Source organism: Microbacterium sp. AC145, assembly GCF_979258505.1.
The window spans coordinates 2,163,948-2,176,150 of sequence record NZ_OZ409859.1; the positions used below are offsets into that span (position 1 = coordinate 2,163,948).

At 68.2% G+C, this 12,203-nt stretch carries 8 protein-coding genes; 5 read left to right on the plus strand and 3 right to left on the minus strand.

Translation table 11 applies throughout. The features are described 5' to 3' along the window. Nucleotides 1-72: 72 nt before the first annotated feature. Nucleotides 73-3,327 (minus strand): family 20 glycosylhydrolase, encoded by a 3,255-nt coding sequence (locus tag ACZZZN_RS10540; protein ID WP_463505102.1) that lies wholly within the window; start codon nucleotides 3,325-3,327, stop codon nucleotides 73-75. Further along, entirely contained in the window at nucleotides 3,318-4,538 is a 1,221-nt protein-coding gene (locus tag ACZZZN_RS10545; RefSeq protein ID WP_463505103.1) for an alanine racemase, read from the minus strand. The genes ACZZZN_RS10540 and ACZZZN_RS10545 overlap by 10 nt, the downstream gene beginning before the upstream one ends. 25 nt (nucleotides 4,539-4,563) lie before the next feature. Between ACZZZN_RS10545 and ACZZZN_RS10550 the strand changes: the two genes are divergently transcribed. Next, on the plus strand, nucleotides 4,564-4,971 hold the full coding sequence (locus ACZZZN_RS10550) for a RidA family protein (protein ID WP_463505104.1): 408 nt from the start codon (nucleotides 4,564-4,566) through the stop codon (nucleotides 4,969-4,971). Nucleotides 4,972-5,079: 108 nt separating this feature from the next. Beyond that, nucleotides 5,080-6,597 carry a L,D-transpeptidase gene (locus ACZZZN_RS10555; protein WP_463505105.1) on the plus strand — a complete coding sequence of 506 codons (1,518 nt, stop codon included), beginning with the start codon at nucleotides 5,080-5,082 and terminating at the stop codon, nucleotides 6,595-6,597. Nucleotides 6,598-6,683: 86 nt separating this feature from the next. Here the strand turns inward: ACZZZN_RS10555 and ACZZZN_RS10560 are convergent, their stop codons facing one another. Further along, the gene (locus ACZZZN_RS10560; RefSeq protein ID WP_463505106.1) at nucleotides 6,684-8,903 is read right to left on the minus strand and encodes an NADP-dependent isocitrate dehydrogenase; all 2,220 of its coding nucleotides are present in this window, start codon (nucleotides 8,901-8,903) and stop codon (nucleotides 6,684-6,686) included. A gap of 180 nt (nucleotides 8,904-9,083) precedes the next feature. On the opposite strand from ACZZZN_RS10560, the gene ACZZZN_RS10565 reads away from it, so the two are divergent. The 3 genes from ACZZZN_RS10565 (at nucleotide 9,084) to ACZZZN_RS10575 (ending at nucleotide 12,200) form a co-directional block, all read left to right on the plus strand. Further along, on the plus strand, nucleotides 9,084-9,542 hold the full coding sequence (locus ACZZZN_RS10565; RefSeq protein ID WP_463505107.1) for a GNAT family N-acetyltransferase: 459 nt from the start codon (nucleotides 9,084-9,086) through the stop codon (nucleotides 9,540-9,542). 209 nt (nucleotides 9,543-9,751) lie between these two features. Further along, the gene (locus ACZZZN_RS10570) at nucleotides 9,752-10,765 is read left to right on the plus strand and encodes a LacI family DNA-binding transcriptional regulator (RefSeq protein WP_463505108.1); all 1,014 of its coding nucleotides are present in this window, start codon (nucleotides 9,752-9,754) and stop codon (nucleotides 10,763-10,765) included. Between the two features lie 127 nt (nucleotides 10,766-10,892). Beyond that, nucleotides 10,893-12,200: an ABC transporter substrate-binding protein gene (locus tag ACZZZN_RS10575; protein WP_463505109.1), complete on the plus strand. Its 1,308-nt coding sequence runs from the start codon at nucleotides 10,893-10,895 to the stop codon at nucleotides 12,198-12,200. The last annotated feature ends 3 nt before the right edge of the window (nucleotides 12,201-12,203 follow it).

Here is a 12,203-nt window from a genome sequence, read left to right on the forward strand (position 1 = left end):
AGTAGACCTTACGAACAAAAATTGTGCAAGCCCTGCCCGGCGTCGCGCCGGGAGGGTTACCGAAACGTTACATCAATGCGAGGGGGTCCCCGGCATCGACGCGGACCGGTCGACCAGACCTGCGACGAGGCCCTCGACGATCCCCTCCCGCGCCGCGCGAGTGAGGGGCTTCCCCGGCACTCCCGGACGACGCTGCTCAGGCGACGGCCCGCTCAGGGGACGATACCGCACCCCTGCCTCCCTCAGCCGTCGCAGGTGCACCGGCACGCGACGCTCGAAGTCGTCGAAAGCGCGAGGCGCTCCCCCATGCCACAGCCGCTCCGCGATGGCCGCAAGCCTCGGGAACATGGCGAAATCGACGCGGTCCCGCGACGGCAGATGCTCGGTCCAGACGTTCGCCTGACCACCCAGCGCCCGCTCATCGACCTGCAGCCGGTACGCCGTCTCCAGCGACAGCGGAGGACCCACCCTGATCGGCTCCTCCTCCGATTCGGACTGCGGGTAATCGAGATAGACCTCCAGATCAGGACACGCGATCACCGGGATGCCTCGGCTCAGCGCCTCCCGCATCGCGACGGGACCGCGCCAGGCGAGGATGCTCACCCCCTGCGGGACCTCGCCTTCGAGCACCTCGTCCCAGGCGAGCGCCATGCGCCCGCGAGAGCGCACATGGTCGACGAATCGCGCGGTGAACCAGGGCTGGACCTCATGCGGGTTCGGGATGCCGAGCTCGCGCATCCGCTCCTGCGCCGCAGCGCTCTGCTCCCATTCGGTGACGGGAACCTCATCGCCGCCGATGCCGATCCACGGCGAGTCGAAGAGGTCGCAGAGCGCGTCGATCGCCGCCGTGCCGAAGTCGAGCGCGGCATCGGTCGGCGCGAGTGTGCGCGGGTTCACCCCGAACCGTTCCCACGGTGCCGTGATGGGCGCACCCGCATCGACGTTGCCGAGCTCCGGGTAGGCAGCGAGTCCCGCCTGGATGTGCCCGGGCAGTTCGACCTCGGGCACCAGGGTCACGAACCGCTCGGCGGCGTAGGCGACGAGGTCGCGGATCTCCGCATCTGTGTAATGGCCCTCGTGCACGCCCGGCTCGACGGTCGCCTGCGGGCCGTGGCCACGCTGGGTCGCCTCACGGCGCGCCCCGACCTCGGTCAGCCGGGGATAGCCGGGCACGGCGAAACGCCAGCCCTGATCATCGGTCAGGTGCAGGTGCAGCACCGTGAGGTGGTGATCGGCGAGCAGATCGATCAGGCGACGCACGTCGGCGGCGGGACGGAAGTGCCTCGCGACGTCGAGCATCACGCCGCGCCACCCGAAGGCGGGGGCGCCCTGCCAGGTGCCCGTGGGAATGCGATGACGAGTCGCACCGGGCACACGGAGCTGGCGCAGCACCGCCACCCCGCGGAACACGCCCGCGGGCGTCGCCCCGACGACGTCGATGCCCTGAGACGTCACAGTGAGGCGGAAAGCCTCGTCGGCGATGCGGCCACTCACGAAGGACTCTCGGCCGATCGCCGGGTCGACGGAGAGCCGGATCGGAGGGGCCGACGCGGATTCCGGCGACGCGGCCCGAAGACGCAGAGCCGAGGCGGAGAGTTCGGCCGGCGCCTCGATCGGTGTGCTCTCGGTCCACAGGAACGGATCAGCCGCCGCATCGATCGTCGACTCGACGGCGGGCACCGTCGAGCGATGCGGCGCAGGCGGCATCCGCAGTGCGCGTCCGGGCTCTGCCCCGGTGATCTCACCGTCGATGACGACGGGCACCCCTGCGATGAGGACTTCCGCGAACCCCACCGGCGCCGCGTGGGGATGCTCGAAGGTGGCGCCCGCGGCGACGGTCGCCGGATCGAACAGCACCAGGTCTGCGGTCGCGCCGCGGCGGATGACTCCTCGAGCACCGTCTCCCCGGTCGAGCCCGAGGCGCGCTGCGGGCGTCGCTGCGAGGTGGCGCACCGCTTCTTCGAGCGTCAGGACGCCGAGCTCGCGCACGTACGTGCCGAGGTATCGCGCGAAGGTGCCGCGTCCGCGCGGGTGCGGCCTGGCTCCGATCAGGATCCCGTCGCTCCCTCCGCAGTGGCGCAGGTGACGCATGATGGTGCGCACGTTCTGCTCGTCGCCGATGTGCATCAGGATGCTCGTCGCTCCGGCATCCGCGACGATGGTGTCGAGCACGACGTCGACCGCACGGCGCCCCGACGACACCGCGATATCGGCGACCGTGCGACCAACGAGATCGGCAAGAGCGGGAGCACCCGTGCCCGCGATCTGGATCGTCGTCCAGTCGGCCGGTTCGCCGTGGAAGCCGTCGCACCCGATCTCCTCCAGCTCGACGCGCACGGCCTCTCGCTCAGGCTCGTCGAGTGCGGCGATCACGCCGATGAGGTCGCCGGTCTCGGAGAGACGGCTGGGCAGCAGTGCGGCGAGCGTCGTCGCTCCGGGCAGATAGGGGTAGGTGTCGAGGGTGACGTCGACCCCGTCTGCGATCGCTCGATCGATCAGAGCGAGCAGTTCTCCCGCCCGGCCGCGATTCGGCGCGAAGTTCATGGTCGCGTGAGTGAGATGCACGGGGCACCCCGTGCGTCGCCCGATGTCCAGCGCCTCGCGGTACGCGTCGAGCGCCGCGCCGCCGTAGCTTCGGGTGTGGGGCGCCCAGTAGCCTCCCCTTTCGGCCACGACACGGCACAGCGCTTCGAGCTCAGCCGTGTCGGCGTACATGCCGGGGGTATAGGTGAGGCCGCTCGACATGCCGAATGCGCCGGCATCCATCGCGTCGCCGAGCATCTCCGACATGGCCACGACCTCGTCGAGCGTCGCCGCGCGGTTCTCGTGGCCGATCACCATCATCCGAAGGTTCCCCTGCGGCACGAGCATCGCCGCGTTCGCGGCAGTCGCTTCATCGATCGCCCTCAGGAGGTCGTCCATCGAGCGCCAGGGAACCGCGACCGGGCTTCCGTTCCAGCCCGCGATCTGCGCCGGGATGATCGAGGCCGTGACGTCGTCGAGCGGCGCGTATCCGAGTCCGTCCTGACCGAGCACCTCAGTGGTGACCCCCTGGAGGATCTTCGCGTCATGCGCGGCGCCCCTCAGCACGGCGAGGTCGCTGTGAGCATGCATGTCGATGAATCCGGGGGCGAGCACGAGCCCGCGGGCGTCGATCTCGACCGCGCCATCGGGCAGGATCAGCTCAGTCGCGTCGTCATCCGTGATCACAGCGACGATGCGATCGCCCTCGACCGCGACATCGGCCTCGAAGCGCCCGGCTCCGGTGCCGTCGACGACCGTCGCACGACGGTAGACCCGAACGGGCTTCTCGGTGCTCAGAAGCATGTGGCCACCGCTCCGATCACCCGGGGGTCTGGCGCGTCCGGATCATCGATGATGGCGACCACCCGCCACTTGTCGAACGCCGTGCACGGGTGCGACAGCCCGAGACGCACCACATCTCCGGTCTTCACCGTGGCTCCGTCTGCGAGCCGCAGGAACGCGTGCTGGTCGTTGAGCGCCGTGATCTCGCCGTCGACGGACTGCGCGACGGGCAGGTCGAGATCGAAGGGCACGTCGCGACGACCCGCGTCGAGAAGCGCCAGCTGCGGCTCGGGGTGCGAGACCACACGTGCCCACGCGTGCATCGCCGAGCGGAGGGGGCTCGTGCCGGTGATCGGTCCGAACGGGGACATGCGAGAGTAGAAGCCGTCATCGTGGATCTGGAACGCTCCCGAGCGCAGCACGACGTCGACATCTTCTCCTCCCAGAGGGGCGAGCACTGCGGCCGCGCGATCGGGGAACGCACTCCCGCCGGCGCTCACCACGGGGCGGATGCCGTCGGCGTAGTCGAGTCGCGAGTGCAGCTCGACGAGCGTCGCCAGGAACGCGTCGACGGCGGCGACCGACGCCTCGCTGCGATCGGGACCGAACGGTCCTTCGTAGCCGGTCACACCGACCAGGCGGAGGCCCGGAGTCGAAGAGATCGCGCGCGCGATCTCCTCGCCCTCGGCGACCGTGCGCGCACCGGTCCGCCCTCCCATTCCGCCGAGTTCGACGAGCACGTCGAGAGGACGCGCGGCGTCGATGCGGGCGGCCGCCAGGAGTTCGATCGTGGCGACGGAGTCCGCCCAGCACAGGATGCGCAGGTCGTCGTCGGCGGCGAGCAGCGCTCCGAGCCGCCGCGCCGCGTCGACGTCGGTGAGCCCGTTCGCGATCAGGACGGTGGCGACTCCTGCCTGCACCGCGACCTCGGCCTGCCAGGGCGTCGCGACGGAGATCCCCCAGGCGCCCGCATCGAGAAGCCGCTGCCACAGGGCAGGAGCCATGGTGGTCTTGCCGTGAGGCGCGAGCAGCACTCCCTGCTCGGCCGCCCAGGAGAAGACAGTGGCCTCGTTGTGCGCGAGCGCGGCCTCGTGAACGGTGAGCACGGGCGTCGACATGTCGGACAGGCGCAGCCCCGCATCACCCACCTCGGACAGCCGTAGGCCCGCCGCTCTCGCCGAGAAGCCCTTCGCCCAGGTGCCGAGAACGGGATCCGGAATTTGTAGAGGCATCTAACAAGGCTACTAGGCTGGGGGGATGACTGCGAAGACCCGCGTTTCGACCACCGCTGCCCCCGCTCCCGCCCACACCTTCTCGCAGGGCGTGCGCAAGGGCCCGATCGTCCAGGTCTCGGGACAGGGGCCTGTCGACCCGCAGACGAACGAGTACCTCTTCCCGGGAGACGTCGCGGCGCAGACGACCCGCACGCTCGAGAACGTCAAGGCGATCGTCGAGGCATCGGGAGCGACCTTCGACGATGTCGTGATGCTGCGCGTGTACCTCACGAAGCGCGAGGACTTCCCGATCATGAACGAGGCGTACGGAGCCTTCGTGACCGCCCACACTGTCGGCGACGTCCTGCCGTCGCGCACGACCGTCTTCACCGGCCTCCCCCGCGAAGAGATGCTCGTCGAGATCGACGCTCTCGCAGTGATCGGCGACTGACCGGAGCAGCGTCGCACGCTCTATATCACGACCGTTGCCTCGCCGTTACATCCGATCCCGTACGATTGAGCGATATACAGGCCACGTGAGAACCGGGGGGTGAAGTTCGTGACCGATCTGATCTCAGCACAGGATGCGAAGACCGAGAAGCTGAATGAGGCGCCCGCCTCCGGCGAGGGTCTCGATTCCGCCACGCCACCGAGCGGAGGCGCTGACACGCCGACCGACTCGCTGCCCCCGAAAGACGGCGACGCACCGCTGGCCTGGGCGCCGATCGAACCCGCGCCGAAGAAGAAGCGGCTCGGACTGTGGATCGGTCTCGGCGTCGGCGCTGTGGCGCTGGGCGCAGGAGCGGCATCCATGATCCTCATCGCACCGGGAACGACCGTCGCGGGCATCCCCGTCGGCTGGCTCACCCCCGGCGCCGCCGCAGATGTCATCAACGACCACGTCGAGACCACCGAGGTCACGCTGACCGGAGCCGGCGACGACGTCGTGCTGACGGGCGCCGAGCTGGGCGCGACGATCGATGCCGCCGCGCTGGCCGACAAGGCGTTCGCAGAGCACCCGCTCTGGAACATCGGCTCCTGGTCGGGCGATCCCGTGCCCGGCGACATCACTCTCGATGCGGCGACCGCCGACACCGCCCTGCGTGACGCCGTGCCGTCGAGCTTCGCGGAGCCTGTCGACGCCGGAGTCGTGTTCGACGGCGCCGCGGGCGCGTTCGCCATCACACCTTCTGCCCCCGGCACTGCCGTCGACGTCGCCGCCCTCACGGCTGCGATCACCGACGCCGTGGCCGACGGCGCCAAGACCCTCGAGTTCCCCGGCGGCCCCGCCGAGGCGGCGGCCGCGGTCACCGACGAGGATGCGACCGCACTCGCGGCATCGATGAACCAGATGCTCGGCTCCGTCGGGTTCTACATCGGCGAGGAACGCACGGTCCCCATCGATCCTGCGACCGTGTCGACGTGGGTGACGGTCGTCGACGACGGCGGCGAACTCCGCATCTCCGCGGATCCGGCCGCGATCCAGGCGACGGTCGACGGCCTCGCTGGCGTCGTGGACCGAGCGCCGGTGACCGCGACGAACATCGTGAACTCCTCCGGTGAGATCCTGCGCGTCGAGACCGAAGGCGTCACCGGACGAGCCGTCGGAGACACGTCGAACCTGGCTGCCGAGGCGGCCGCCAACCTCGAAGCCGGCAACGGCGTCTTCCCGATCCAGGTCTCTGAGACGCCGTTCGAGTCCGTGAACCTCCAGCGTCGCATCGATGTCGACCTCGGCTCACAGACCGCGACTCTCATCGAGAACGGCAACGTCGTGCGATCGTGGTCGATCTCGTCGGGCAAGGCGGCGACGCCCACCGACGTCGGCAACTTCACCGTGTACGCACACCTGCGGTCTCAGAACATGAAGAGCCGCGAGCCCGACGGCTCGATCACCGAAACGCCCAACGTCCCCTGGGTCACGTACTTCAACGGTGATGAGGGCTTCCACGGCACCTACTGGCACAACGATTTCGGCAACCCGCGCAGCCACGGCTGCATCAACATGCCGATCGACGTCGCCAAGTTCGTCTACGACTGGTCGCCGCTCGGAATGGAAGTCTCGGTCCACAACTGACCTGAGCGGGCACACGGCCATGTGGTCGTCTACCCGTGACAGAGAAGAGGCCGGATGCATTCGCATCCGGCCTCTTCTCATGTCGGTCAGACCAGGGCGTCGACGATGCCGTTCAGCGTCGTGGACGGGCGCATGACGGCTTCGACCAATGCGTCGTCGGGGCGGTAGTAGCCGCCGATCTCGACGGCCTTGCCCTGAACGGCGTTGAGCTCGGAGACGATCTTCTCCTCGTTCTCGGCGAGCGTGGCGGCGATCGGAGCGAACGCTGCTGCGAGCTCGGCGTCCTTCGTCTGGTTCGCCAGCTCCTGAGCCCAGTAGAGGCCGAGGTAGAAGTGGCTGCCGCGGTTGTCGATCGTGCCGAGTGCACGGCCCGGGGAGCGGTCCTCTTCGAGGAACGTGCCGGTCGCGGCATCCAGCGTCTCAGCCAGCACGCGGGCCTTCTCATTGCCCGTGCGGTCGGCGAAGTGCTCGAGCGAGGCAGCCAGCGCGAAGAACTCGCCGAGCGAGTCCCAGCGCAGGTAGTTCTGCTCGACGAGCTGCTGCACGTGCTTGGGCGCCGAACCACCGGCACCGGTCTCGAACAGTCCGCCGCCGGCGAGCAGCGGCACGATCGAGAGCATCTTGGCGCTCGTGCCGACCTCGAGGATCGGGAACAAGTCCGTGAGGTAGTCACGCAGCACGTTGCCCGTCACCGAGATGGTGTCGAGCCCGTGACGCATGCGCGCGAGCGTGTAGCGGGTGGCCTCTTCGGGGGCGAGGATCGTGATCGTGAGGCCCTTGGTGTCGAGCGTCGCGAGCCCCTGGTGCACCTTGGCGATGATCTGGGCGTCGTGCGAGCGGTTGGCGTCGAGCCAGAACACCGCAGGCACTCCCGACGCGCGAGCACGCGTGACCGCGAGCTTGACCCAGTCCATGACCGGGATGTGCTTGGTCTGCGTCGCGCGCCAGATGTCGCCGGCGCCGACCTCGTGCTCGATGAGCACGGTGCCCTCGCTGTCGAGGACCTGGACGGTGCCTGGAGCGGCGATCTCGAAGGTCTTGTCGTGGCTGCCGTACTCCTCGGCTGCCTGCGCCATGAGCCCCACGTTCGGCACGGTGCCGATCGTGGCGGGGTCGAGCGGGCCGTTGGCGATCACATCGTCGATCACGGCCTGGTAGACGCTCGCGTACGAGGAGTCGGGGATCACCGCGAGCGTGTCGGCTTCGCCGCCGTCTTTACCCCACAGCTTGCCGCCGTTGCGGACGAGCGCGGGCATCGAGGCATCGACGATCACGTCGCTCGGGACGTGCAGGTTCGTGGTGCCCTTGTCGGAGTTCACGTACGACAGACGCGGCCCCTCGGCGATCGCCCGCTCGAACGCGGCCGCGATCTCGTCGCCGCCGGCGACGGCGCCGAGGCCCGAGAGGATCGACCCGAGACCGTCATTCGGGTTGAGGCCCGCCGCGGCGAGCTGGTCGCCGTACTGTGCGAACACGTCCTTGAAGAAGACCTTCACGACGTGACCGAAGATGATCGGGTCGCTGACCTTCATCATCGTGGCCTTGAGGTGCACCGAGTAGAGGATGTCGTCGTTCTTGGCCGTCTCGAGCGTCTCGGCGAGGAACGCGTCGAGGTGCTCTGCCGACAGGAACGTGGCGTCGATGATCTCGCGCGGCAGGACCTTGAGTCCCTCCTTGAGGATCGTCACGGTGCCGTCTGCTGCGGTGTGGCGGAAGCTCAGCACGTCGTCGTGGGCCGCGACCCAGGACCGCTCGTTGTTCTTGAAGTCGTCGTGGCCGAGCGTGGCGACGCGGGTCTTCGAGCCCTCGGCGAAGGGCTTGTTGCGGTGCGGGTGCTTCTTGGCGTAGTTCTTCACGGCCAGAGGAGCACGACGGTCGCTGTTGCCCTCACGGAGCACCGGGTTGACCGCGGAGCCCTTGATGCGGTCGTAGCGCGCGCGGACGTCCTTCTCCTCGAGCGAGGACGGCTCGTCCGGGAAGTCCGGGATGTCGTAGCCCTGAGCCTGCAGCTCGGCGATCGCGCCCTTGAGCTGCGGGATCGACGCCGAGATGTTCGGGAGCTTGATGATGTTCGCCTCGGGGAGCGTGGCGAGTCCGCCGAGCTCTGCGAGGGAGTCGCCCACCTGCTGCTCGGGCGTGAGCTTCTGCGGGAATGCTGCGAGGATGCGTCCGCCGAGCGAGATGTCGCGGGTCTCGACCTCGATGCCCGCCTGACCTGTGTAGGCCTTGATGATCGGCAGGAAGGAGGCGGTGGCGAGAGCCGGAGCCTCGTCGGTGTACGTGTAGATGATGGCGTCGTCGGTCACCAGGAGGTTCTCCGTTCGCGAGGGCATATTTGTCTCGATACCAAGATACCTGAGGCTCTCGCGGCGCATGTCCGCCGGGAGGACGGGCGCACATCGACTTCCGGCATTCCGCGGGCTTCGACCCCTGACGAAAGTCGACGTTTCTGCACATGCACTGAACTGAGGGGCTAGCCTGTGACTATGTCCGAACTGCGCATGGTCGAACTCTCCGCTGCGACGATCGTCGCCGTGAACAACCTGTCGCTCAAGCCCGGACAGGAGCAGTTCCTCGCTCCGGTGTCCTACGGCATCGCTGCGACGGTCATCAATCCGGCGACCTCCTGGCAGCGCGTCGTGCTCGACGGCGATCAGGTGGTCGGATTCGTGAGTGCGAACTTCGATCCGGAGGCTCCCGAGGAGCACCTCCGCTCCGTGCTCTGGCGCATCAACGTCGATGCCGACGACCAGGGCAAGGGCCTCGGTCGCTTCGCCGTCGAGCAGCTCGTCGACGAAGCGCGCGCCCGCGGAGTCGATCACGTCAACGTCATCTACGAAGCAGGAGAAGACGGCCCGGAGGCCTTCTTCCTCCGCGTCGGATTCACCCCCGTGGGCGAGACCGAGTACTCCGAGGTCATCGCAGAGATCCGAGTCGCGTCCTAGACCGGCGGCGGGGTCTCGAACTCCTCCCCCATCGAGACCCCGTCGCCCTCTCCGGCCTCCATGCGGGAACGCTCCCACGAGCGCCGCAGGTTTTTGTTGCGATCGACCACAAAAGGGTTGCGCACGGTACCGATCCGTGTCTATCATCGCTTCTGACGCGTTAGCGAAACGCTTCGACAAAACCCGACACAAGCGACGATGGAGTCAGCATGGCGACGATCCACGAGGTGGCGAAGGCCGCCGGTGTGTCGATCAGCACGGTCTCCTATGCGCTGAGCGGCAAGCGTCCCGTCTCAGAGAAGACACGCCTGCGCATCGAGAGCGCGGTCCAGGACCTCCGTTACGAGCCGGATGCCGGCGCTCGCATGCTCGCTGGTCGCCGTACGCACATCTTCGCCCTCACCGAACCGCTGCGGGCCGACACCCATGCCCCCACGCACATGGCGTTCGTGCTGGCCACGGCCGTCGCGGCGCGTCGCCGCGGGTACGACATCCTGCTGCTCACGGACGAGCAGGCATCCGACGGCATGAACAGGGTCGCCGCGAGCCGGCTCGTCGACGCGATCCTCGTACTCGACGTCGCCCCCGACGACGAGCGCGCGGCCATCGCCCGCAGCGTGCGCACCCCCACCGTCTTCATCGGCATCCCCGACGACCCCGAGGGCCTCACCTGCGTCGACCTGGACTTCGAATCCGCCGGGGGTATCGCCGTCGATCGGATGGCTGATGCCGGGCACCCTCAGATCACCCTGCTCGGGCAGACCGAGGTCTCGTACCGCAGATCGAACTTCCCCCGACGGCTTCTCCGTGGCGCACAGGAACGCGCAGCGACGCGGGGGGTCGCGCTCGAATGGGCGACGACCGGCGCGTCGGCGACCGACCCCGCCGCGGTCCGCGCGGCGACCGAGGCGGCCCTGGATCGTGGAGACCGGGCGTTCATCGTGCACGCGGTCGGCGACGTCCACGAAGCACTCCTGCGCACGCTCGACGCGCGAGGACTGCGAGTCGGCGAAGACGTGTCCGTCATCTCCGCGGCGGCATCGTTCGACACCGCCGCACTCGCCGTGCCCGTCGACACGATTCCGCTGATTCCGCAGCGGTCGTGCGAACTGGCGGTCGAGCTCGCCGAGCAGCGTCTCGATACTCCCGGGACTTCCCCGCGAATCCACCTCATCCCACCCGAGTACCACTCCGCCGGATCGGTCATCCCCGCAAGGGAGTGACCCTCGGCGGATGCACGCACGCGCAGCTGCATCATCGAAACGCTTCGACGATTGTGCGACAACTGAAGAGAACGAACGACCCACCGATGTGTCCGGCCTCACGGCCAATCAGAAAGGAGTGCCGACGATGGCACGCAACATCCGCAGGACGAAGATGCTGGCGGCTCTGGCCGCGCTGACGGCGACGGGGATCGCCCTGAGCGGCTGCACCGCCGGAACCTCCGACGAGGGAGGCGACGGGCAGACGCTCAAGCTCTGGCACTACGAAGGAGCAGACAGTGCGATGGGCAAGGCCTGGGCCGAGGCCATCGCGATATTCGAAGAGGAGACGGGAGCGACCGTCGAGTTCGAGGAGAAGTCCTTCGAGCAGATCCAGAAGACGGCGAGCCAGGTGCTCGACACCGACGCCGCGCCCGACCTCATGGAATTCAACAAGGGCAACGCCACAGCGGGCTTCCTCGCCTCGACCGGCCTCATCTCCGACATCTCAGACGCCGTCGAGGAGTACGGCTGGGACGAGAAGCTCGCACCGTCGCTGCAGACCACAGCCAAGTACTCCGAAGACGGCGTGATGGGCGGCGACACCTGGTTCGGCATCCCGAACTACGGCGAGTTCGTCGGCGTCTATTACAACCAGGACGCGTTCGCCGCCGCCGGCCTCGAGATCCCGACGACGTACGACGAGTTCGTCGACGTGCTCGACGCGTTCGTGGCGCAGGGCGTCACCCCGCTCGCCGAAGCCGGCGCCGAATACCCCCTCGGCCAGCTGTGGTATCAGCTCGCTCTGAACGCAGGCGACCGCGGCTTCGTCGACGACTATCAGCTCTACAAGGAACCTGTCGACTGGCAGGGCCCCGAGGTCACCGCCGCGACCGAGACCCTCGCGGAGTACATCGACAAGGGATACATCGCCTCGGACGTGTCGTCGGTCAAGGCGGAGGATGCCGGTGTGTCGTTCATCAACGGCACCGCCCCGATCTTCGTCTCCGGCTCCTGGTGGTTCGGCCGCTTCGTCGCCGAGGCGACCGACTTCGACTGGACGCTGACGGCCTTCCCCGGCGCCGACCTGTCGCTCGGATCCTCGGGCAACCTCTGGGTCGTGCCCGAGAACGCCGCGAACAAGGAGCTCGCCTATGAGTTCATCGACATCACGATGCGCCCGGAGATCCAGGCGATCATCGGCAACAACGGCGGCCTCCCCGTCGCGGCCGACACGGCCGACATCACCGACGAGAAGAGCGCCGCGCTCATCGAGACGTTCAACGGCGTCCTCGATGCCGACGGCCTCTCGTTCTACCCCGACTGGCCCGCGCCCGGCTTCTACGACGTGATCGTGCAGGAGCTGCAGGGTCTCATCACCGGGTCGCAGGACGCTGAGACCACGAACGATAACCTCGGCGAGCAGTACGACGAGGGCACCGCGGAATTCCGTTGATCG

Coding starts and splice junctions, on each gene's coding strand:
- ACZZZN_RS10575 (WP_463505109.1), top strand. CDS start 10,893: ATGGCACGCAACATCCGCAGGACGAAGATGCTGGCGGCTCTGGCCGCG.
- ACZZZN_RS10550 (WP_463505104.1), top strand. CDS start 4,564: ATGACTGCGAAGACCCGCGTTTCGACCACCGCTGCCCCCGCTCCCGCC.
- ACZZZN_RS10545 (WP_463505103.1), bottom strand. CDS start 4,538: ATGCCTCTACAAATTCCGGATCCCGTTCTCGGCACCTGGGCGAAGGGC.
- ACZZZN_RS10565 (WP_463505107.1), top strand. CDS start 9,084: ATGTCCGAACTGCGCATGGTCGAACTCTCCGCTGCGACGATCGTCGCC.
- ACZZZN_RS10570 (WP_463505108.1), top strand. CDS start 9,752: ATGGCGACGATCCACGAGGTGGCGAAGGCCGCCGGTGTGTCGATCAGC.
- ACZZZN_RS10540 (WP_463505102.1), bottom strand. CDS start 3,327: ATGCTTCTGAGCACCGAGAAGCCCGTTCGGGTCTACCGTCGTGCGACG.